Source organism: Janthinobacterium woesei (assembly GCF_051380875.1).
Lineage (GTDB): Bacteria > Pseudomonadota > Gammaproteobacteria > Burkholderiales > Burkholderiaceae_D > Janthinobacterium.
In genome coordinates this window covers 12,436-33,469 of the sequence record NZ_JBNYXW010000010.1, presented here as the reverse complement: position 1 = coordinate 33,469, position 21,034 = coordinate 12,436, and the positions used below count along the sequence as shown (strand labels likewise).

Below are 21,034 nucleotides of genomic sequence, written 5' to 3'. Positions count from 1 at the left end.
CATGGCGCGCATCGAACTGGTCGACCTGGCCCACGCCTACAAACCCAATCCGGCCGCACCGGCCGACTATGCGCTGCGGCCCATGAGCATGGCCTGGCATGACGGCGGCGCCTACGCCTTGCTGGGGCCGTCCGGCTGCGGCAAGACGACTTTGCTCAATATCATCTCTGGCCTGGTGAAACCGTCGCATGGCAAGGTGCTGTTCGATGGCAAGGATGTGACGCAACTGCCCACCGAAGCGAGGAATATCGCGCAAGTGTTCCAGTTTCCCGTCATCTACGACACCATGACCGTGCACGACAACCTGGCGTTTCCGCTGCGCAATCGCGGCTGGAAGGAAGCGGAAGTACGCAAGCGCGTGCAGCAGGTGGCGCAAATGCTGGAATTGACGGGCGATTTGAAGCTGCGCGCCAGCGGCCTGTCGGTCGATGCCAAGCAAAAGATTTCGCTGGGCCGGGGTCTCGTGCGCCCCGACGTGGCGGCCGTGCTGTTCGATGAACCGCTGACGGTGATCGATCCGCATTTGAAATGGCTGTTGCGGCGCAAATTGAAGGAAATCCACCACGAACTGAAACTTTCCTTGATCTACGTCACGCACGACCAGGTGGAGGCGTTGACGTTTGCCGACCAGGTGGTCGTCATGACGCAGGGCGAAGTGGTGCAGACGGGCAGTGCGCAAGCCTTGTTCGAGGAACCCGAGCACACTTTTGTCGGCTACTTCATCGGCAACCCGGGCATGAACTTGCTCGATTGCACGGTGGGCGATGGCGCGGCGCGGGTAGAAGGGCAGGCGCTGGCCTTGTCCGGCGCGGCGCGCGCAGCCTTGGCTGGCGCGCAAGGGAAAATCACCGTCGGCGTGCGGCCTGAATTCGTCGAGTGTCTGATGGCAGGCGAGGGCGGGGAAGGTGGCGAGGATACCTTGGCTGCCACGGTCGTGGCCGTGCGCAACATGGGCACGCATTACCTGGCGGAATTCCGGCTCGGCAGCGCCACGGTGGCGGCCAAGCTGCGCGCCGCTGGCGCCGTTGCCGGTGCGCAGCCTGGCCAGTCCGTGCGCTTGCGCTTTCCCCAGCAGCGCACTTTGTTCTACGTCAACGATAAGCGGGTGGCCTGATGATACATAATGGTAAAACCGATAATAATCGCCGCGCCTGGCTGCTGATCCTGCCCGTGCTGCTGTGCGTGGCTTTTTCCGCCATCCTGCCCTTGATGACGGTGGTCAATTATTCCGTGCAAGATATTTTGAGCCCCACGCAAAAGGTCTTCGTGGGCACCGAATGGTTCCGCATGGTCATGCTCGATGGCGACTTGCACAGCGCGCTACTGCGCCAGTTGCTGTTTTCCGGCTCAGTGCTGGCAATCCAGATTCCGCTGGGCATCCTGATCGCCCTGTGCATGCCGGCCGATGGCTGGAAGGCCTCGCTGGCGCTGGTGCTGATCGCGCTGCCCTTGCTCATCCCCTGGAACGTGGTGGGCACCATCTGGCAAATCTTTGGCCGGGGCGACATCGGCCTGATGGGCTATACCCTGAACCAGCTGGGCATGGACTATAACTACAACGGCAATTCGCTCGACGCCTGGCTGACGGTGATGGTGATGGATATCTGGCACTGGACGCCGCTGGTGGTGCTGCTGTGCTATGCGGGCTTGCGCGCCATTCCCGACGCGTATTACCAGGCGGCGCGCATCGACGGCGCCTCGCGCTTGGCCGTGTTCCGCTACATCCAGCTGCCGAAACTGCGCAATGTGCTGATGATTGCCGTCTTGCTGCGCTTCATGGACAGTTTCATGATCTACACGGAACCGTTCGTGCTGACGGGCGGCGGGCCGGGCAACGCCACCACCTTCTTGTCGCAATACCTGACGCAAAAGGCCGTCGGCCAGTTCGACCTGGGACCGGCTTCGGCCTTCTCCCTGATTTATTTCCTCATCATCTTGCTGTTCTGCTTTGTGCTGTACACGTGGATGCAGCGCGTCGGCACGGGAGACCAGAAATGATGAACCGAAAAATGGCTGGCGCCCTCCTCGCCATCTTCCTGCTGGCGTCACTGTTGCCCATCTATTGGATGCTCAATATGTCGCTGAAAACCAACGAGGAAATCGTTGGCGTGCTGAGCCTGTGGCCCCAGCAGCTGACGTTTGCCAACTACAAGACCATCTTTACCGACCCATCCTGGTACAGCGGCTACATCAATTCCATGATTTACGTGGCGCTGAACATGGTGATGTCGGTCACGGTGGCCCTGCCGGCCGCGTATGCGTTTTCGCGCTACAACTTCGTCGGCGACAAGCATCTGTTCTTCTGGCTGTTGACCAACCGCATGACGCCGCCCGCCGTCTTCCTGGTGCCGTTCTTCCAGCTGTACTCGACTGTCGGCCTGATGGATACGCACCTGGCCGTGGCGCTGGCGCACATGGTCTTCAACGTGCCGCTGGCCGTGTGGATACTGGAAGGCTTCATGTCGGGCGTGCCCAAGGAAATCGACGAGACGGCGTATATCGACGGCTACAGCTTCCCGCGTTTCTTCATCCAGATTTTCTTGCCAATGATTAAGTCGGGCGTGGGCGTGACGGCCTTCTTCTGCTTCATGTTCAGCTGGGTGGAACTGTTATTGGCACGCACCTTGACCTCGGTCAATGCCAAGCCGATTGCCGCCACCATGACGCGCACGGTCTCGGCGGCGGGCATGGATTGGGGCGTGCTGGCGGCGGCCGGCGTGCTGACCATCGTGCCCGGCGCGCTGGTGATCTGGTTCGTGCGGCATTACATCGCCAAGGGTTTTGCGATGGGGAGGGTGTGACATGGAAAATAATACCGATAGCAATATAGATAGTACGGCCAGCCTGTTTGGCTGGATGGCGTGGACGCCGGAAGTGGCCATCTTTTTCATCTGCATCGGTCTGATGCTGGCTGGCATGACGCTCTGGCAGATCCGCTCGCCCAGCATCGAAAGAAAAGGTTTCCTGCCCATGCCCACCACGCGCGGCGACCGCCTGTTCATCGGCCTATTGACGGCCGCGTATGTGAACCTGGCCTGGGCGGGATTCACGGAAATGCAGCAGGCAATTGGGGCTGCCATCAGTTTTGTGTTGTTGTTAATTGTAATGCGTTGGGGGTGAGCCGGCTTGCCGGTGTTGATGGAGGCCGGACCGTCAGCAGGCGGCCGGTAATAAAATAAAAGGAGATTCACGATGAAACTGAAGTTCACGGTCTTCGCGGCTGCGGCCATGCTCGTAGCGAATGCGGCCCTGGCCGACGCCAAGCAGGCGCAAACCTGGATCGACAAGGAGTTCCAGCCATCGAGTCTGAGCAAGCAGCAACAGCTTGCTGAAATGCAATGGTTCATCGATGCGGCCGCCAAGCTGAAAGCCAAAGGCATCAAGGAAATTTCCGTGGTCTCGGAAACCATCGACACTCACGTCTACGAATCGAAGACCCTGACCAAGGCCTTTGAGGAAATCACCGGCATCAAGGTGCGCCACGACATCATCCAGGAAGGTGACGTGGTGGAAAAGCTGCAAACGTCGATGCAGTCGGGCAAGAGCATCTATGACGGCTGGATTTCGGACTCCGACCTGATCGGCACGCACTACCGCTATGGCGCGGTGGAACCCCTGTCCGATTACATGGCGGGCAAGGGCAGGGAATTTACGAATCCGGGCCTCGATCTGAAGGATTTCATCGGCATCAGCTTCACCACGGCGCCCGATGGCAAGGTGTACCAGCTGCCCGATCAGCAATTTGCCAACCTGTACTGGTTCCGCGCCGACTGGTTCGCGCGCAAGGATTTGCAGGCCAAGTTCAAGGCCAAGTACGGCTACGAGCTGGGCGTGCCGCAAAACTGGTCCGCCTATGAAGACATCGCCGACTTCTTCACGAATGACGTGAAGGAACTGGACGGCAAGAAAGTCTACGGCCACATGGATTATGGCAAGAAAGATCCATCCTTGGGCTGGCGCTTTACGGACGCCTGGCTGTCGATGGCTGGCGCGGCCGACAAGGGCATTCCGAACGGCATGCCCGTCGATGAGTGGGGCATCAAGGTAGCGGCCGACAAGTGCACGCCCGTGGGCGCGTCGATGTCGCGTGGCGGCGCCACCAATTCGCCGGCGGCCGTGTTCGCGCTGACGAAATACATCGAGTGGATGAAGAAATACGCGCCGCCGCAGGCAAACGGCATGAATTTCTCGGAATCGGGCCCCGTGCCGGCGCAGGGCGAAATAGCCCAGCAGATCTTCTGGTACACGGCATTTACGGCCGGCATGGTGAAACCGGGCTTGCCAGTGGTCAACAAGGACGGTACGCCGAAATGGCGCATGGCGCCGTCGCCACACGGCCCGTACTGGAAAGAGGGCATGCAGAACGGCTACCAGGACGTGGGTTCCTGGTTCTTGTTCAAGTCCACGCCGGACGACCGCAAGGCCGCCGCCTGGCTGTACGCGCAATTTGTTACCTCGAAAACCGTGTCGCTGAAGAAATCCATCGTCGGCGTGACGTTCATCCGCGATTCCGACATCCGCCACGATTACTTCACGAAACACGCGAACGAGTATGGCGGCTTGATCGAGTTCTACCGCAGCCCTGCTAGAGTCGCGTGGACGCCGACGGGCAACAATGTGCCCGATTATCCGAAGCTGGCGCAGCTGTGGTGGAAGAACGTGGCCACGGCGATTACGGCGGAAAAAACGCCGCAGGCGGCCATGGATAACCTGGCCGAGGAAATGGACCAGGTCATGGCGCGCCTGCAGCGGGCTGGCATGAAGGCATGCGCACCGAAGCTCAATCCGAAAGTGGACCCGAACCAGTATCTGTCGGACCAGCACGCGCCGTGGAAAAAACTGGCGAATGAAAAGCCGAAGGGTGAGACGATTGCCTACGATAAACTTCTGCAAGCGTGGAAAGAAGGCAAGGTAAGGTAGTCGTGCTAGTACGGTAGTCGTGTAAGCTTCTGCCGCCGCTGTTCTGAAGGCATGGGCGTCTTGCCCGTGCCTTTTCACTGTATAGACGTAGTACCGACCATGACCAAATACATACTTGCTTTAGACCAGGGCACCACCAGTTCGCGCGCCATCCTGTTTGACCATGCGGGACGGCCGCACGCCAGCGCGCAGCGCGAATTTCGCCAACTATTTCCCCAGCCGGGCTGGGTCGAGCATGACGCCGGCGAAATCTGGGCCTCGCAAGAGGGCGTGCTGCACCAGGTGCTGCGCGACAGCGGCGTGGTCGCAAGCGACGTGGCCGCCATCGGCGTGACCAACCAGCGCGAAACGACGGTGCTGTGGGACCGCGTCACGGGCGAACCGGTCGCCAACGCCATCGTCTGGCAAGACCGGCGCAATGCGGCATTCTGCGAGCAACTGGTGGAGCAGGGCAAGGCAGACTTGATCCAGCGTAAGACGGGTCTGGTGCTGGACGCCTATTTTTCCGCCACCAAGCTCAAATGGCTGCTCGACAACGTGGCCGGCGCCCGCGCGCGCGCCGAGCGGGGCGAATTGGCTTTCGGCACGGTCGACAGCTGGCTGATCTACAAGATGAGCGGCGCGCACATCACGGACACCAGCAACGCGGCGCGCACCATGCTGTTCAACATCCACACCCTGCAATGGGACACGGATTTGCTGGCGCTGCTGGACATTCCCGCCTCCCTGCTGCCCGACGTCGTGCCATCCTGCGGCGTGGCCGCGCACACGCACGCGGCATTGCTGGGCGTATCCGTGCCGATCGCCGGCATCGCTGGCGACCAGCAGGCGGCCACGTTTGGCCAGGCGTGTTTGAAGCCTGGCATGGCCAAGAATACTTACGGCACGGGCTGCTTCATGCTGATGAACGTGGGCAAGCGCCCGCTGGAATCGAAAAACCGCCTCTTGATGACGGTGGGCTGGACTTTGGGCGCCGGTGCAAATCAAACCGATTATTTACTCGAAGGCAGCGCCTTCATCGCCGGCGCGGCCGTGCAATGGATGCGCGATGGGCTAGGCATCATCCGCGACTCGTCCGAAGTGGAAGCGCTGGCTTCCAGCGTACCCGATACGGGTGGCCTGGTCTTCGTGCCCGCATTTGCGGGCCTGGGCGCGCCGTACTGGGACCCGTATGCGCGCGGCACCCTGATCGGCATCACGCGCGGCACGGGCAAGGCGCACATCGCGCGCGCCGCGCTGGAGGGCGTGGCCTACCAGAATGTCGACGTGCTGTCGGCCATGCAGGACGATGCCGGCATAGCGCTCAGTGAGTTGCGTGTCGACGGCGGCGCGGCGCGCAACGACATGCTGATGCAGTTCCAGGCCGACATCTTGAACGTGCCCGTGGTGCGTCCCGTGGTGACGGAAACGACGGCCCTGGGCGCCGCCTACCTGGCAGGCCTGGCAGTGGGCTTCTGGGCTTCCGAGGAAGAAATTGCCGCCCAATGGCAGGTAGGGCGCCGTTTCGAGCCGAAAATGGCCGCCGACGAGCGCCTGGCGCGCCTGCACAAATGGCAGCGCGCCGTGGATAGATCGCGCGACTGGAGCGAGTAGGCGTGTTCGCTCAGGGCTTCGCGTAGTACACCAGGTAGCCTGCGGTTTCCCTGGGGATGGAATACAGGTCGCGCCATTCGAAGTAGGCTGCGTGCACATTGGCGCTGACATCGATGCCCGCCCGCGCCAAAGCCAGCCGGAAGCGGGGTACATGAAAATACTGCGTGGCCACCATGGCCGTCTTCCAGCCATGCGTGCGCATCAGCGCGGCCGCATTGCACGCCGTGGCGTCCGTGGTCCAGCCTTGATTATCCTCAATGATGGCGCTGGCCGGCACGCCGCGCGACTGCAGATAGCGGGCCATGGATGCGGCCTCGTCGAAGCCTTCCTTGCCCGTTGCCCCGCTGACGAGGATGCGCGGTGCGCGGTGCGCCTGGAATTGCGCCAAGGCTGCATCGAGGCGTGCTTGCAGGCGGGGGCTGGGCGTGCCATCGATTGCGATGGTGTTTCCCGGCACGACAATCACGTCGGCGGGCGCCAGCCTGTCGTGCAGGCCCGCCAGCACCAGCGCAGCAGTGGCTAGCAGGAAAACAGCAAGAGTGGATAAGCACAAGAGGAGGAGTTTGCGCATCGTTGAGAGTGAAGCCGGGAATGGACGCATCATACCCGCCCATTCCCGCGAGCGTCAGTTCTTCAGCACGCCTCTCGCGCGCTGGTTAGACAGGTAAATATTGTCTATCGGTAATGGCTTGCCTGCCTGCACGGCATCGTGCCATTCCTGCGTGGTGGCCACGGCGGCGAAGTTCGAGTGGAATACGGTACTGAAAACGCGGTGGATTTCCTCGGCGCTGGCCGTGCCGCCCGCGTTGGCGTAGGGCAGCGAACCGGTGGCGTCGCTGAGGAACTCCACCTGCAAGCCTTCGTGCGCTGCCTGGTAGATGGTGGCGGCGTTGCAGTTGTGCGTCATGTAGCCAATCACCGTCAGGGTGTCGATGCCGTGGCCGGCTAGCCAGGCGCGCAGGTCCGTGCCGGCGAAGGCGCTGCCCATGGTCTTGTTGATGCGGTGGTCTGCAGGGAAGGCGGCCACCTGCGGGTGCAACTGCCAGCCATCGCTGCCCCTGGCAAAGATGGGTGACTCTTCGGGCGCATCGTGCTGGACGACGATGACGGGCACGCCGGCGGCGCGCGCGGCGGCCATGGCCTTGCTGATATTGGGCAGGGAAACGTCCACGGACAGATATTCGATGGGCATGGCGCCCGTAAAGTATTCATTTTGCACATCGATGACGAGCAGGGCGCGGCGTGGTGTGGTGCTAATTGGATTGGACATGGGTGACTCCTGGAATGGTTGAAAGAGGAAAGGCTTCCTCCATACAGCCATTCTCGGCCTCCGCGCCGCAAACAAAAAGTGGCCCGAAGGCCTATCTGCGATAAAATCGGGCCATGCCTATCTCCATCGCCCCCTCTTCCCCCTTGACGGTCGCCGTGATCGCCTTCGACGGCATGACGCCCTTCCACCTGTCCGTGCCTTGCCTGGTGTTTGGCGCCCAGACGGACGAGACTGATCTGCCCCATTTTCACGTGCGCGTCTGCGCCGCCGACGCCGTGCCCCTGCGCACGCCTGCCGGTTTTACGATTGCACCTGAGTTCGGCCTGGAAGGTCTCGATGGCGCCGATATCGTCATCATGCCCGCCTGGCACGACGATTGCCGCGACGCACCGGCGCTGCTGGTCCAGGCACTGCAAGGCGCCCAGCGGCGCGGCGCGCGCATGGTGGGCCTGTGCCTGGGCGCATTTCCACTGGCGCAGGCCGGCTTGCTGGACGGCAAGAGCGCCACCACGCACTGGGGCATGGCCGACGCGCTGGCGGCGCGCCATGGCAAGGTCAGGGTCGAGCGCGACATGCTGTATGTGGACGATGGCGGCGTGCTGACGTCGGCGGGCGTGGCGGCCGGGCTCGATTGTTGTTTGTATTTGCTGCGCCAGTTGGCCGGTGCCGAAGTGGCTAACCGGGTAGCGCGGCGCCTGTTGGTGGCGCCGCACCGGCAGGGCGGGCAGGCGCAATTCATCGAGCGGCCCTTGCCCGTGTCCGGCAGCGAAGGGCGCTTTGCCGAGGTGCTCGCTTGCGTGACGGCAAGCCTGGGCATGGCGCACAGTATCGATGCGCTGGCAGCACGGGCCGCCATGAGCCGGCGCAACTTTACCCGGCATTTCCGCCAGGCGACTGGCACGTCTTTTAAACAGTGGCTGCTGAACCAGCGCTTGGCGCACGCACAAGGCATGCTGGAAAAAAGCGAGGCTTCGATCGATGTGGTGGCGCAAGAGGCCGGCTTCGGCACGGCCCTGTCGCTACGCCAGCACTTTCGCGCCAGCCTGCAGACGTCGCCGTCGGCGTACCGCAAGCTGTTCCGGGAGAAGTTGGTGCGCAGCACAGAATAAGCAAAGGATAAGCAAAGGACAAGATTACTTGCGCGGCTCGTGTATCCGGTATTTCTTCACTACGCCCGCGTGGTCGAACATGACGGCCACTTCGCGCGTGCCTTTTTCGCCCAGCAGGGGAAGCAAACGCGTCACGCTGGGGGCTTGCAGCTGGTTCTTGTAGACCCACACTTCATAGCCGGGATCGAAGCTGACGACGGTGGCGTTGCCCAGGGCCGCGTCGAGGTCGAGGCGGGTGGTTTTGCCAACCTGGATGTTTTGATAGATGGCGCCATTTGCTGGCGCGCGGTTGACCTTGTATTCACTGGCGGTGCACATGGCCACGGCCAAGCCCGCGAGGCAGGAAAATGCCAGTTTCATCAATGTGTTCATGCAGACTCCCAGTGTGCATCACTGCTTCCAATCTCAGAGGGGACGGGCGTGATGTCAGGATGGGAGTGTGCTTGCGAAGCAGGCAATGTGCTACCGGATTATACAAAGTCGCAAAATTTGATGCTGTTGGTACTGGTGTGCGGTACTTTTAACGGCTCTGCAGCACCTCGGTCGAGAGCGCCAGGGTTTCCTTGATTTCTTCCATCACGACATAGCTTTTCGATTGCGCGGCGCCCGGCAGCTGCAGCAGCATGTCGCCCAGCAGTTTGCGGTACTCGGCCATTTCGTGGATGCGCGCCTTGATCAGGTAGTCGAAGTCGCCCGAGACCAGGTGGCATTCCTGCACTTCGGGAATTTGCAGCACTTCGCGGCGAAATTGCTCGAAGGCGGACGCCGATTTCTGATTCAGCGTAATCTCGACAAAGACGAGCAGCTTGGCGCCCAGCGCGGCCGGGTTCACCTTGGCGTGGTAGCCCGTGATGACGCCGTCGCGCTCCATGCGCTTGACGCGCTCGATGCAGGGCGTGATGGACAGGCCCACCTGTTCACCGAGGTCTTTCATCGAGATACGGCCATCCTGTTGCAGGATGCGCAGGATGTGGCGGTCCAGCTTATCCAGCCCGCGTGCTGATTCTTTAAGTATTCTCATGATTTATTGCTGAATTTCTCGATTTATACGTGAACAAATGCTGGCTCTTTCCCAATATGATAGCGGTAAATCTGGCAGTTTGCCCTAAAATTAATTGAGGAAATTATGCGTATTGTGATTCTGGGTAGCGGCGTCATCGGCGTCACCAGTGCTTACTATCTGGCCAAGGCAGGACACGAGGTGACCGTCATCGACCGCCAGCCGGGCCCGGCACTGGAAACCAGCTTCGCCAACGCGGGACAAATCTCGCCCGGCTACGCTTCGCCATGGGCCGCGCCCGGCATTCCATTGAAAGCCGTGAAGTGGATGATGCAGCGCCACGCGCCACTGGCTATTTCGCTCGACGGCAGCGCCGCCCAGCTTAAATGGATGTGGCAGATGTTGCGTAATTGCACCCCGGAGGCGTATGCCGTCAACAAGGAACGCATGGTGCGTCTGGCCGAGTACAGCCGCGACTGCTTCAAGATCTTGCGCGCCGAGGCAGGCATCAGCTACGAAGGCCGCCAGCAAGGTACGATGCAATTGTTCCGTACCGAAAAGCAATACAACGACGCCTCGAAAGACATCGAAGTGCTGAAAGACGCGGGTGTGCCGTTTGAAATCCTGCAGCGCGATGAACTGTCGCGCGCGGAACCGGCCCTGGAAGCGGTCAAGGGCAAGCTGTTCGGCGGCCTGCGCCTGCCCAACGATGAAACCGGCGATTGCCAGCTGTTTACCACGCGCCTGTCCGAGATGGCCGTGGCGCTGGGCGTGAAGTTCCGTTATGGCATGGCGATCGACGCGCTGCTGACGCAGGGCGACGAGATTGCCGGCGTGCAATGCGGCGCCGAAATCGTCAAGGCCGACTCTTACGTGGTGGCGCTGGGTTCCTACTCGACGGGCCTGATGCAGCCGCTGCTAGACATTCCCGTGTATCCATTGAAGGGCTATTCGATCACCGTGCCTATCGTCAACGCGGCCAAGGCGCCCGTCTCGACCATCCTCGATGAGACGTATAAAATCGCCGTGACGCGTTTCGACGACCGCATCCGCGTGGGCGGCATGGCGGAAATCGCCGGCTACAACCTGGGCCTGAACCCGCGCCGCCGCGAAACGCTGGAAATGGTCGTCAACGACCTGTTCCCTGGCGGCGGCAATACGAGCGAAGCCACGTTCTGGACGGGCTTGCGCCCGATGACGCCGGACGGCACGCCGATTGTCGGGCGCACGCCGCTGCGCAACCTGTTCCTGAACACGGGCCACGGCACCCTGGGCTGGACCATGTCCTGCGGTTCGGCGCAATTGCTGGCCGACCTGATGTCGTCGAAAAAACCGGCCATCCTGGCCGACGACCTGTCCGTCAGCCGCTATAGCGGCGCGCGTGGCAATGTCAAACTGCAACACGCGGTAGCCTGAGATGGCGGCCAGCATGCCTGCAAAAGAGCGTAGCGGCGCCATCCTGACGGTGGACCTGGATGCCGTGCGCGCCAATTACCGCTTGCTGCGCGACAAGGCCCATCCGGCCGCCTGCTCGGCCGTGGTGAAGTCCGACGCATATGGCCTGGGCGCCGCGCAAGTGGGCGCGGCCCTGTATGAGGAAGGCTGTCGGCATTTCTTCGTGGCGCACCTGGAAGAAGGCATCAGCCTGCGTCCGCACGTGGCGCTCGATGCGGAAATTTTCGTGCTGCACGGCCCGCCCGTCGGCACGGAGAGCGAATTCACGACGCATGGCCTGACACCTGTACTCAACAGCGAGCCGCAGGTGGCCGGCTGGCGCGCGCACGCAAAAGCGCTGGGCAAGATCCTGAATGCCAACGTGCAGGTCGACAGCGGCATGTCGCGCATGGGCTTGTCGCCGCAGGAAATCGATGGCTGGCTGGCGGACGCGCACTTTCTTGATGGCATCAAAGTGCGCTACCTGATGAGTCACCTGGCCTGCGCCGACGAGCGTAGCAACCCGATGAATGGCGAGCAACTGGCCCGCTTCATCGCGATTCGCGCCCGCTTGCCGCAATACCGCGCCAGCCTGGCCAATTCCTCGGGCATCTTCTTGTCGCCCGACTACCATTTTGACCTGGTGCGCCCGGGCGCGGCCCTGTATGGCATCGCGCCACAGGCCGACGCGCCCAATCCCCTGCAAGCGGTGGTGCGCCTGCAGGGCAAGATCATGCAGACGCGCACGATTGCCGCCGGCGACCATGTGGGCTACAGCCGCCGCTACACGGCCAGCGAGCCGCGCCAGGTGGCCACTGTTTCCGTCGGTTACGCCGATGGCTGGCTGCGCAGCATGAGCAACCAGGGCCTGGCCATTGTCGATGGCGTGAAAGTGCCGCAGATCGGCGCCATCTCCATGGACTCCATCACCCTCGACGTCAGCGCCATCGCCCAAGAACGCGTGGTGCCCGGCAGCCTGGTCGACCTGATCTGCGCCGAACACCCGGTCGACGCCGTGGCCGCCATGGCCAATACCATCGGCTATGAAGTGCTGACCAACCTGGGTGGGCGTTATTATCGCCAATACACAGGTTTGGCGCAGTCTGCAAGGTAGCGCGCGATACCGTTCATTGTGTGGCAAGATAGCCTTGGTGTGAATTTCACTCCGGGGCTTTTCTTTAACCGTGATCGGGGATTTCTATGAGTCAATATAACGTTGCTATCATCGTCGGCAGCCTGCGCAAGGATTCTTTCAACCGCCAGCTGGCCGACGCCATCATCAAGCTGGCGCCGCCCGAGTTTTCTTTCAAGCACATTGAAATTGGCGACTTGCCGCTGTACAACCAGGACGACGATGGCGCGCAGGCCGAACAGGTGCTGCGCCTCAAAACCGAGATCGCCGACGCGCAAGCCTTGCTCTTCCTCACGCCCGAATACAACCGCTCGATTCCCGGCGTGCTCAAAAACGCGATCGATCATGCTTCGCGTCCTTATGGCCAGAATGCATGGGGCGGCAAGCCGGGCGCCGTGCTGGGCGTCTCCGTGGGCGCCACCGGCACGGCGCTGGCGCAGCAGCATTTGCGCAATGTGCTCGCTTACCTCGATGTGCCGCTGCTGGGCCAGCCCGAAATGTTTATCCACGCCAAGGATGGTTTGTTTGACGAGCACGGCGGCATAGGCGCTGCCAGCCTGGGCTTCTTCCAGGGCTGGATGCAGCGCTATGTGGAATGGGTCAAGAAGCACGCTATCCACGCTTGATGCTGGTCGCTTGACTCTCCATTTTTGATGCATATCGAGGCGGCAAGGTAGGATGTTGCCGCCAGTCCACATTCTTTGCCGCCTGACGCCAGCAATTGAATGTTGGCATGGCTTACTCGGTATAATGCACTCTTTCTTTATCGCAATATTGTGTATTTATTACCGGTGCCATGTGGACTAAACCTGTTCTGCGCATAAATTTGCGCCGCTTGATCGTGCTCGTGGCGTTTGTCAGTGCCGTGGTATCGCTCGCCAACACTTTTTATGCCAGTTACCGGGTGCAGCGCCAATTGCTGATCGATACCACCCTGGAAGCAAACCATGCATATGCGAGCAAGCTGGCCAGCACGGCCGAGGATTTCCTGCAGTCGGCGCGCCAGCAACTGGCTTACAGCGCCGCCAACCTGCCGTCGCGCATGGACGATGACGCCTGGCTGAGCGCAGAGGCGCAGCGCCTGCGCCTGCAAACCAACAGTTTTAATTCCGCACTCATCGTCAATAGCCTGGGCAAGGTGCTGGGCGTGTCGCCGGAAGCGCTGGCCTTGAAAAACCGCCAGCTCGATTCGCTGGGCGCCGCGCAAGCCTTGAGCGAGCGCCGCCCCCTGATTACCCAGCCGTACGTCTCCTCGGCCGGCAACCTGGTGGTGTTCATTTCGCATCCCATCTTCGGCAAGGGTGGACGCTACCTGGGCTATGTGGGCGGCAGCATTTACCTGAAACAGAAAAATATCCTGTACACCATGCTGGGCCAGCACTACTACCGCGACGGTTCCTACATTTACGTGGTGGACCAGAACCGGCGCTTGTTGTATCACCCGGACCCCCAGCGCCTGGGCAACGTGAACGGCGCCAATGACGTGATCGACTCCATCATTGTCGACCAGGGGAGCGGCAGCCAGCGCATGCTCAACAGTCAGGGCGTGGACATGCTGGCTGGCTACGCCGTCATGCCCTCGACGGGCTGGGGCATCGTGGCGCAGCGGTCGACGGCGATGACCCTGGCGCCGCTGAACCAGCTGATGGCCAATACGGTGTGGCATTCCCTGCCGGTCGCCTTGCTGAGCCTGCCGTTCATCTGGTGGCTGGCCAGCCTGATTTCGCGGCCCCTGATGCAACTGGCCGAGGGCGCGCGGCGCATGGACACGCCGGGCACGGCCGAGCAGCTTGCCGCCATCCGCTCCTGGTATGTTGAGGCGGCGCAGATCAAGAAAGCCTTGCTGAAAGGCTTGGCGCTGCTGCAGAACAAGATCGGCAAGCTGAATTCGGACGTGCAGACGGACCCGCTGACGGGCCTGTCCAACCGGCGCGGCATGGCGGTGGCGCTGGACGCATGGCAGGCGCAAACGCGGCCGTTTTCCGTCATCGCCATCGATATCGACCATTTCAAGCAAGTCAACGATCAGTGGGGGCATGGCGTCGGTGATGACGTCATCCTGCGCCTGGCGCAGCTGATGCGCGCCTGTTCGCGCGATGCCGACGTGCTGTGCCGCAACGGCGGCGACGAATTCATCATGCTCTTGCCCGACGCTGACCTCGACGCGGCCATGCAGGTGGCCGAGCGCCTGCGCGCCAGGGTGGCCGACGCCGTGATTGCCGGCGCCGGCGCCATCACGGTATCGCTGGGCGTGGTCTCGTCGGTGCGCGAGGAGGGCAGCGCGGAAGCCGTGCTACTGGCCGCCGATGCAGCGCTGTATGTGGCCAAGCAAAACGGGCGCAACTGCGTGGGCATCACGGAACCCGCCTGAGCCGCCCCTGTTTTATCGGCGCCTATCGGCATCCCCTCCAGGGAGTGGGCGCACGATGATTAATCGCAAATATAGGCTTGACCTTCCTCATATGGGAAGGTTTATAGTCATGCCATGAACCGTGCCTTTTTCCGCTTTCTCGCCCGCTCGCTGCTCTGGCTGCTGGCCGTCACGCTGCCCTTGCAGGGCTTTGCGTCGGCCATGCGCAGCTGCTGCGTGGACGAGCTTGCGGTAGTTGTCACGGTCATGCAGGCGCCAGCCCCGCAGTGCCACAATATGGCTGATATGCAGGTCCAGGATCAGCCGGTGCAGATGAAGATGGCGACGGGCGATGGCGCTGCCATGCAGCATGGCCACGATTGCAGCAACCATGGCGCCTGCACGGTGGGCGCCTCGGTGCCAGCGGGCATGCCCAAGCTGCAAGCCTTGAGCCTGCGCGCGCCGCCACCGGCGCTGGCGCCCGATCCCCTGTTCGCCGGGCATATACCGTCCGGCCTCGAACGTCCCCCGAGAATGACGCACTCCGCCTGACCGCCCGTGAACCTGGCGGTGCCGCAGTGGCATGTCACTGCACCTTGCACCGGCTAAGCCAGAGTTCCATCCGCGCGCCCGCCGCGCCATACCCTGTCATTCAAGGATTACCATGAAGCACCTACTTTGCCTCACGCTGGCTGCGTGCGCCGCGCTGCCGCTCGCTGCCAGCGCCGCCAATCCAGCCCCTCCCGCCGCAACAATTGCCGCCCCGCAAGAGGCGCAAGCGCCCGTGCCTGTTACCAGCTACCGTTCCGCCTTCGACGGCTACCGCCCCGCTGCAGAGGACGACGCCACGCCCGACCAGGCCTGGCGCGCCTTGAACCAGAAAGTTGGCGCCGCCGGCGGGCACATGGGCCACGCGATGAAGATGGACGGCCACAAGATGCCGATGCCGATGCCGCAGGATAAGGATCAAGATCAAGCCATGCCCAAGCCTGCGGACAAGCCCGCCACCAAGGTGGACACCAAGGTGGGGGCGCAACACCACCATGAAGGACACTGAGATGGCCCGCTACAAAAAATCGTATTGCCTTACGCCGCTGGCGCTGGCGGCCGTCCTGCTGCTGGGCGGCTGCACCAGTTTCAGCCGGGACGGCGGCATGCAGACTGTGTCCGCGCTGGCCGACGCCCGCACGGGCGCGCCCGACGCGCTGGCCGACAAGGGCGGCGCGGACAAGCTGGCGCAGCTGCTGGCCCAGCCTTTGGACGCCGACAGCGCCGTGCGCATCGCGCTGATGAACAACCACGGCTTGAAAGTGGCGCTGGCCGAGCTGGGCGCGTCCGAAGCGGACCTGGTGCAAGCGGGGCGCTTGCGCAATCCGGGCCTGTCGTTCGGCCGCTCGCACGGCAGCCACGGCAATGAAATCGACCGCGGCGTGAGTTTCGACCTGGCCGGCCTGCTGACCATGCCCCTGCGCGTGAATATCGAGCGGGGCCGCTTCGAGCAAGCCAAGCTGCAGGCCGCAGCTTCCGCCGTGCAGCTGGCAGCGAACACGCGCCGCGCCTATTTCGACGCCGTGGCGGCCGGGCAGACGGAACAGTTCATGCAACGCGCGCTGGTGTCGGCCGAGGCGGGCGCCCAGCTGGCTACGCGCTTGCAGCAGGCGGGCAACTGGAGCCGCCTCGACCAGGCGCGCCAGCAAGTGTTTTATGCGGACGCCGTCAGCGATCTGGCGCGCGCGCGCCACCAGGCATTGGCCACGCGCGAGCACCTGACGCGCCTGCTGGGCCTGTGGGGCAAGCAAACAAGCTTTGCCTTGCCCGAGCGCCTGCCCGATTTGCCCACCCAGGCGGTCGAGGCCGGCAATATCGAGGCGCAGGCGATGGAGCAGCGCCTCGACGTGCAGATGAGCAAGATCGACGCGCACGCCACGGCCAGCGCGCTGGGCCTGTCGAAGGTGACGGGTTTCATCAATGTGCTCGACGTGGGCTACAGCAACAAGAGTAGCAGCGAAGCGCCGCGCGAAAACGGCTATGCAGTGTCGTTGGAGTTGCCCCTGTTCGACTGGGGCACGGCGCGCAATGCCAAGGCGCAAGCCTTGTACGAGCAGTCGTTGCAGCGTACGGCGGGCACGGCCGTGCGCGCCCGCTCCGAAGTGCGCGAGGCGTATTCGAGCTACCGCACGGCCTACGACCTGGCGCGCCACTACCGCGATGAAGTCGTGCCGCTGCGCAAAACGATCTCGCATGAAGTATTGCTGCGCTACAACGGCATGCTGGCCAGCGTGTTTGAATTGCTGGCCGACGCGCGCGAACAGGTCGCCAGCGTCAACAGCGCCATCGAAACCCAGCGCGATTTCTGGATCGCCCAAACGGAGTTGCAATCGGCCATCAATGGCAGCGGCCCAAGTGTGGCAACTGTGGCAACTGAGGCAAAGGAATAATGATGATTACACGTAGAAACTTTTTCATGAATGCGGGCGCCGTCGCCCTGAGTGCGGCTGCCGTCAGCCGCGTCGGTGCGGCATCCCTGCCGGAAGCGGCCAGCATGGCGGGCGCGGACACGAAAGCGCCGCCGCCACCGCCGAACGGGCGTCCATTCAATCCTGTCGTCACCCTGAATGGCTGGTCCTTGCCTTGGCGCATGAACAACAACGTCAAGGAGTTCCATCTGGTGGCCGAGCCCGTCGTGCGCGAGCTGGCGCCCGGCATGATGGCCAATCTGTGGGGCTATAACGGCCAGTCGCCAGGCCCGACCATCGAAGTGGTGGAGGGCGACCGCGTGCGCATTTTTGTAACCAATAAATTGCCGGAACACACCAGCGTGCACTGGCATGGCCAGCGCCTGCCCAACGGCATGGATGGCGTCACTGGCCTGACACAGCCCGGTATTGCCCCAGGTAAGACCTTTGTCTATGAATTCATCGCCAAGCGGCCCGGCACCTTCATGTACCACCCGCATGCCGATGAAATGACGCAGATGGCGATGGGCATGATGGGTTTCTGGGTGACGCACCCGAAAGACCCGAATTTCATGAAGGTGGACCGCGATTTCGTCTTCCTGCTCAGCAATTATGACATTGACCCTGGCAGCTACACGCCGAAGATCATGACCATGACCGATTTCAATCTGTTCACCTTCAATAGCCGCGTCTTCCCCGGCATCGACCCGATGGTGGTGCGCCAGGGCGACAGGGTGCGCGTGCGCGTGGGCAACCTGACCATGACGAACCATCCGATCCACATGCATGGCCACGAATTCGAGGTCACGGGCACCGATGGCGGCTGGACGCGCTCCGAGTCGCGCTGGCCCGAAGTGACCACCGACGTGGCCGTCGGCCAGATGCGCGCCGTGGAATTTACTGCCACCGACCTTGGCGACTGGGCTTTCCACTGCCACAAGTCGCACCACACGATGAATGCCATGGGGCATGACGTGCCGACCATGATCGGCGTCGACCACCAGGGCGTGGCGGCGAAGATCAACCAGCTCGTGCCCGGCTACATGGTGATGGGCGAGCGCGGCATGGCCGACATGGGCGAGATGCAGATGCCGATCCCCGACAACACCTTGCCGATGATGGCCGGCGACGGCCCGTTCGGCGCCATCGGCATGGGTGGCATGTTTACCACGGTGAAGGTGCGCAAGGATCAAAAGCCGGGCGACTACCGCGATCCGGGCTGGTACCAGCACCCGGCAGGCAGCGTGGCGTATGAATGGACGGGCGCCTTGCCGGAACCGGTGCGCAGCCAGGGCAAGGGCAAGCTGCCGGCCAAGGGCGGCGTCGAGATGACGGTGCGCAAACCGGCCGGACACACAGGGCATTAAGACTTGCTGTTGATGCCGAAAAACAAGGGCTTGCCTAACATGGCAAGCCCTTGTTTTTGTTGATGCAGATCAAGAAAGTGTTGTTATGTGACAATAAGCGCATTTTTCCCATCCTCTTTTCTCTATATTCAAGTCAAGATGCTTCCTGGAAATTCTTTGCAGGTTTGATCGCTAAAAAAATGGAGGAGTCATGTTGAATCAGATGAAGGTGGGCACGCGTTTGCTGGCGGCATTCTTTTGTGTAGCGCTGATGGGCGCCATCGTGGCCGGGATAGGGATCTTCAACATGGGCAAGATCGATACTATGGCCGGGCAGATGTACAACAATGAATTGCTGGGCTTGTCATATATCAAGGAAGCCAATATCGCCTTGATCAAGGTGGGCCGGGCGCGCAGCAATTTCCTGCTGGCAACCACGGACGAAGAGCGTAGCCGGCGCCTGGCCGATATCGCCAAATTCCTCGAAGCGAACAAAAGCCAGCTGGCCAAGGCCCGGCCCCTGTTCGTCACGGCGGCCGCTAAGGAATTGTTCGACCGCTTTGCCGCCGTCGATGTCGAGTACGTCACGACCATGCAGCAGGCGCTGACGCTGGCGGCCACCGAGCCGCTGGCCCAGCGCAGCCCGCAGCTGACGGAGCTGCTGAGCAAGACGCGGCTGCATGCCGATGAGCTCGATGGCGTGCTGGAAAAACTGTCCCTGCAGAAGGAAGAGCGGGCCAAGGATGCCGCCGCGCAAGCGTCCAGCGTGTACCAGGCCAGCCGCATTTTCATGCTGGCGCTGGTGCTGGGCAGCGTGGCCGCCGGCCTGGGTCTGGGCGTGCTGATCACGCGGGGACTGACGCGCCAGCTGGGCGGTGAACCGGCGTATGCTGTCAGGATCGCCGGCGCTATCGCCGAGGGCGACCTCTCCGTGGATATCCGCACGGCCAGCCACGACAGCGCCAGCTTGCTGTTTGCCATGAAAACCATGCGCGACAAGCTGGTGGGCATCGTCAGCCAGGTGCGTTCCGGCACGGATACCATCAATACGGCGTCCGGCGAAATCGCCCAGGGCAACCTGGACCTGTCGTCGCGCACGGAAGAGCAGGCAAGTTCCCTGGAAGAAACGGCGTCGTCGATGGAAGAGCTGACGTCGGCCGTGCGCCAGAATGCCGACAACGCGCGCCAGGCCAATGTACTGGCCGGCGCCGCTTCCGACGTGGCGGGCAAGGGCGGCGCGGTGGTGGGCCAGGTGGTGCAGACCATGGAATCGATCAACGCTGCCTCGCGCAAGATCGTCGACATCATCAGCGTCATCGACGGCATCGCCTTCCAGACCAACATCCTGGCCTTGAACGCGGCCGTGGAAGCGGCCAGGGCGGGCGAGGAGGGGCGCGGCTTCGCCGTCGTGGCAGCCGAGGTGCGCAACCTGGCGCAACGCTCGGCCAGTGCCGCCAAGGAAATCAAGACCCTGATCGGCGACTCTGTCGAGCAGGTGGAAATCGGTTCCAGGCTCGTGCATGACGCGGGCAAGACGATGGACGAGGTGGTTGTCAGCGTGCGCCAGGTGGCCGATATCATGCAGGAAATCACGGCTGCCAGCGCCGAGCAGAGCGCCGGCATCGAGCAAGTCAACCAGGCCGTGCTGCAAATGGACCAGGTGACGCAGCAAAATGCGGCCCTGGTGGAAGAGGCAGCGGCGGCGGCAGAATCGCTGCAGGAGCAGGCGCAGGTGCTGACGGAACTGGTCGGCGTGTTCCGCCTGCATGCCCAGGCGGAAAACATCGCCGTGCGGCCCGCCAGCAATGTGACGCCGCTGCGCCGTCCTGCCGCCGTGGCCAGGCAGGGCGTGCGGCGCCTGGCCTGAGCGCTGGCGGCGAGCACAAGTGCCGGGGCGGTGGTAGGCTGTCGCTATCGTCCATTACTGCCGGGTCTGCCATGCCGTCTCGTTTCGCCATCCCGCTGTTGAGTCTGGGGTTTGAGGTGCAATGGAACAGAAAACCGGGTTAAACAGTTTCCCGGAGCTTTCATATACCAGGTAGCGCACTGTCGCGAGCTGGACCTCGACGCTTAGTCACACATGCCACTTCAAACTAGTCCTCACGCACCCTCATTTGGTGCGTGAAGGGGGTAGTGCCAAGTTGCGTCGCCTCTGACATTCGAAGCAAATCCACCGTGTCATCCTGTTGCGTAGCACGTAGTGTCCAGAATCGAACGGAACACCGCTACCATGTGTGCTGCAATAGCGACGGCCCGTTGTTCTGGCAGTGGCTTCAGTCAGTTTGGTCAGGTCGTTGGCCATGCATTCATCCGGATATAACCACACGATTACTGTAAGTAAAGATTACGCCAAGCTGATCACTGCGGCGACAAGCTATGTTCTTGCAGAACTAAGAGTGCTCCTACCTCCCCTGGGCTTGTGAT

At 62.2% G+C, this 21,034-nt stretch carries 20 protein-coding genes; 16 read left to right on the top strand and 4 right to left on the bottom strand.

The window, feature by feature from the left end; all coding sequences use genetic code 11:
* Position 1: 1 nt before the first annotated feature.
* The 6 genes from ACQ4W6_RS13005 to glpK all read left to right on the top strand — a co-directional run bounded on the left by ACQ4W6_RS13005 (position 2) and on the right by glpK (position 6,513).
* Positions 2 to 1,114 carry an ABC transporter ATP-binding protein gene (locus tag ACQ4W6_RS13005; RefSeq protein ID WP_436567601.1) on the top strand — a complete coding sequence of 371 codons (1,113 nt, stop codon included), beginning with the start codon at positions 2 to 4 and terminating at the stop codon, positions 1,112 to 1,114.
* Positions 1,114 to 1,998 (top strand): carbohydrate ABC transporter permease, encoded by an 885-nt coding sequence (locus ACQ4W6_RS13000; RefSeq protein ID WP_436567600.1) that lies wholly within the window; start codon positions 1,114 to 1,116, stop codon positions 1,996 to 1,998. Before ACQ4W6_RS13005 ends, ACQ4W6_RS13000 begins: the two co-directional genes overlap by 1 nt.
* Positions 1,995 to 2,801, top strand: coding sequence for a carbohydrate ABC transporter permease (locus ACQ4W6_RS12995; RefSeq protein WP_436567599.1), 807 nt, complete (start codon positions 1,995 to 1,997; stop codon positions 2,799 to 2,801). Before ACQ4W6_RS13000 ends, ACQ4W6_RS12995 begins: the two co-directional genes overlap by 4 nt.
* Positions 2,802 to 2,844: 43 nt before the next feature.
* Positions 2,845 to 3,120, top strand: a complete 276-nt coding sequence (locus ACQ4W6_RS12990) for a DUF2160 domain-containing protein (protein ID WP_436567783.1) — start codon at positions 2,845 to 2,847, stop codon at positions 3,118 to 3,120.
* Positions 3,121 to 3,192: 72 nt separating this feature from the next.
* Positions 3,193 to 4,920, top strand: coding sequence for an ABC transporter substrate-binding protein (locus tag ACQ4W6_RS12985; protein ID WP_436567598.1), 1,728 nt, complete (start codon positions 3,193 to 3,195; stop codon positions 4,918 to 4,920).
* Between the two features lie 99 nt (positions 4,921 to 5,019).
* Positions 5,020 to 6,513, top strand: a complete 1,494-nt coding sequence (glpK, locus tag ACQ4W6_RS12980) for a glycerol kinase GlpK (RefSeq protein WP_436567597.1) — start codon at positions 5,020 to 5,022, stop codon at positions 6,511 to 6,513.
* A 10-nt stretch (positions 6,514 to 6,523) separates the two neighbouring features.
* On the opposite strand, the gene ACQ4W6_RS12975 is transcribed toward glpK, so the two are convergent.
* Together ACQ4W6_RS12975 and ACQ4W6_RS12970 are read right to left on the bottom strand one after the other, a co-directional pair.
* The gene (locus ACQ4W6_RS12975) at positions 6,524 to 7,084 is read right to left on the bottom strand and encodes a YdcF family protein (protein WP_436567596.1); all 561 of its coding nucleotides are present in this window, start codon (positions 7,082 to 7,084) and stop codon (positions 6,524 to 6,526) included.
* A gap of 54 nt (positions 7,085 to 7,138) precedes the next feature.
* On the bottom strand, positions 7,139 to 7,783 hold the full coding sequence (locus ACQ4W6_RS12970; RefSeq protein ID WP_436567595.1) for a cysteine hydrolase family protein: 645 nt from the start codon (positions 7,781 to 7,783) through the stop codon (positions 7,139 to 7,141).
* 143 nt (positions 7,784 to 7,926) lie between these two features.
* Between ACQ4W6_RS12970 and ACQ4W6_RS12965 the strand changes: the two genes are divergently transcribed.
* Complete coding sequence (locus ACQ4W6_RS12965; RefSeq protein ID WP_436567782.1) at positions 7,927 to 8,892, top strand: GlxA family transcriptional regulator; 966 nt, start codon at positions 7,927 to 7,929, stop codon at positions 8,890 to 8,892.
* Between the two features lie 24 nt (positions 8,893 to 8,916).
* On the opposite strand, the gene ACQ4W6_RS12960 is transcribed toward ACQ4W6_RS12965, so the two are convergent.
* Together ACQ4W6_RS12960 and ACQ4W6_RS12955 are read right to left on the bottom strand one after the other, a co-directional pair.
* On the bottom strand, positions 8,917 to 9,264 hold the full coding sequence (locus ACQ4W6_RS12960; RefSeq protein WP_436567594.1) for a hypothetical protein: 348 nt from the start codon (positions 9,262 to 9,264) through the stop codon (positions 8,917 to 8,919).
* A 148-nt stretch (positions 9,265 to 9,412) separates the two neighbouring features.
* On the bottom strand, positions 9,413 to 9,913 hold the full coding sequence (locus ACQ4W6_RS12955; protein ID WP_353656458.1) for an Lrp/AsnC ligand binding domain-containing protein: 501 nt from the start codon (positions 9,911 to 9,913) through the stop codon (positions 9,413 to 9,415).
* Positions 9,914 to 10,018: 105 nt separating this feature from the next.
* Between ACQ4W6_RS12955 and ACQ4W6_RS12950 the strand changes: the two genes are divergently transcribed.
* From ACQ4W6_RS12950 to ACQ4W6_RS12910, 9 genes are all read left to right on the top strand, one after another.
* Positions 10,019 to 11,308, top strand: coding sequence for a D-amino acid dehydrogenase (locus tag ACQ4W6_RS12950; protein ID WP_436567593.1), 1,290 nt, complete (start codon positions 10,019 to 10,021; stop codon positions 11,306 to 11,308).
* 13 nt (positions 11,309 to 11,321) lie between these two features.
* On the top strand, positions 11,322 to 12,440 hold the full coding sequence (gene alr, locus ACQ4W6_RS12945; protein ID WP_436567592.1) for an alanine racemase: 1,119 nt from the start codon (positions 11,322 to 11,324) through the stop codon (positions 12,438 to 12,440).
* 86 nt (positions 12,441 to 12,526) lie between these two features.
* Entirely contained in the window at positions 12,527 to 13,084 is a 558-nt protein-coding gene (locus tag ACQ4W6_RS12940) for an NADPH-dependent FMN reductase (RefSeq protein WP_436567591.1), read from the top strand.
* Between the two features lie 200 nt (positions 13,085 to 13,284).
* Positions 13,285 to 14,829 carry a sensor domain-containing diguanylate cyclase gene (locus ACQ4W6_RS12935; RefSeq protein WP_436567590.1) on the top strand — a complete coding sequence of 515 codons (1,545 nt, stop codon included), beginning with the start codon at positions 13,285 to 13,287 and terminating at the stop codon, positions 14,827 to 14,829.
* 114 nt (positions 14,830 to 14,943) lie between these two features.
* Entirely contained in the window at positions 14,944 to 15,360 is a 417-nt protein-coding gene (locus tag ACQ4W6_RS12930; protein ID WP_436567589.1) for a hypothetical protein, read from the top strand.
* 112 nt (positions 15,361 to 15,472) lie between these two features.
* Positions 15,473 to 15,865, top strand: a complete 393-nt coding sequence (locus ACQ4W6_RS12925; RefSeq protein WP_436567588.1) for a hypothetical protein — start codon at positions 15,473 to 15,475, stop codon at positions 15,863 to 15,865.
* A 1-nt stretch (position 15,866) separates the two neighbouring features.
* Positions 15,867 to 17,246, top strand: coding sequence for a TolC family protein (locus ACQ4W6_RS12920; RefSeq protein ID WP_436567587.1), 1,380 nt, complete (start codon positions 15,867 to 15,869; stop codon positions 17,244 to 17,246).
* A 2-nt stretch (positions 17,247 to 17,248) separates the two neighbouring features.
* On the top strand, positions 17,249 to 18,631 hold the full coding sequence (locus ACQ4W6_RS12915; protein WP_436567586.1) for a multicopper oxidase family protein: 1,383 nt from the start codon (positions 17,249 to 17,251) through the stop codon (positions 18,629 to 18,631).
* Positions 18,632 to 18,821: 190 nt separating this feature from the next.
* Complete coding sequence (locus ACQ4W6_RS12910; RefSeq protein WP_436567585.1) at positions 18,822 to 20,477, top strand: methyl-accepting chemotaxis protein; 1,656 nt, start codon at positions 18,822 to 18,824, stop codon at positions 20,475 to 20,477.
* Positions 20,478 to 21,034: the final 557 nt, after the last annotated feature.

Bases quoted from the DNA above. Each gene is read 5' to 3' on its own strand.
- ACQ4W6_RS13005 (WP_436567601.1), top strand. From the start codon at position 2: ATGGCGCGCATCGAACTGGTCGACCTGGCCCACGCCTACAAACCCAAT.
- ACQ4W6_RS13000 (WP_436567600.1), top strand. From the start codon at position 1,114: ATGATACATAATGGTAAAACCGATAATAATCGCCGCGCCTGGCTGCTG.
- ACQ4W6_RS12995 (WP_436567599.1), top strand. From the start codon at position 1,995: ATGATGAACCGAAAAATGGCTGGCGCCCTCCTCGCCATCTTCCTGCTG.
- ACQ4W6_RS12985 (WP_436567598.1), top strand. From the start codon at position 3,193: ATGAAACTGAAGTTCACGGTCTTCGCGGCTGCGGCCATGCTCGTAGCG.
- glpK (WP_436567597.1), top strand. From the start codon at position 5,020: ATGACCAAATACATACTTGCTTTAGACCAGGGCACCACCAGTTCGCGC.
- ACQ4W6_RS12975 (WP_436567596.1), bottom strand. From the start codon at position 7,084: ATGCGCAAACTCCTCCTCTTGTGCTTATCCACTCTTGCTGTTTTCCTG.
- ACQ4W6_RS12970 (WP_436567595.1), bottom strand. From the start codon at position 7,783: ATGTCCAATCCAATTAGCACCACACCACGCCGCGCCCTGCTCGTCATC.
- ACQ4W6_RS12960 (WP_436567594.1), bottom strand. From the start codon at position 9,264: ATGAACACATTGATGAAACTGGCATTTTCCTGCCTCGCGGGCTTGGCC.
- ACQ4W6_RS12955 (WP_353656458.1), bottom strand. From the start codon at position 9,913: ATGAGAATACTTAAAGAATCAGCACGCGGGCTGGATAAGCTGGACCGC.
- ACQ4W6_RS12950 (WP_436567593.1), top strand. From the start codon at position 10,019: ATGCGTATTGTGATTCTGGGTAGCGGCGTCATCGGCGTCACCAGTGCT.
- alr (WP_436567592.1), top strand. From the start codon at position 11,322: ATGCCTGCAAAAGAGCGTAGCGGCGCCATCCTGACGGTGGACCTGGAT.
- ACQ4W6_RS12940 (WP_436567591.1), top strand. From the start codon at position 12,527: ATGAGTCAATATAACGTTGCTATCATCGTCGGCAGCCTGCGCAAGGAT.
- ACQ4W6_RS12930 (WP_436567589.1), top strand. From the start codon at position 14,944: ATGAACCGTGCCTTTTTCCGCTTTCTCGCCCGCTCGCTGCTCTGGCTG.
- ACQ4W6_RS12925 (WP_436567588.1), top strand. From the start codon at position 15,473: ATGAAGCACCTACTTTGCCTCACGCTGGCTGCGTGCGCCGCGCTGCCG.
- ACQ4W6_RS12920 (WP_436567587.1), top strand. From the start codon at position 15,867: ATGGCCCGCTACAAAAAATCGTATTGCCTTACGCCGCTGGCGCTGGCG.
- ACQ4W6_RS12915 (WP_436567586.1), top strand. From the start codon at position 17,249: ATGATTACACGTAGAAACTTTTTCATGAATGCGGGCGCCGTCGCCCTG.
- ACQ4W6_RS12910 (WP_436567585.1), top strand. From the start codon at position 18,822: ATGTTGAATCAGATGAAGGTGGGCACGCGTTTGCTGGCGGCATTCTTT.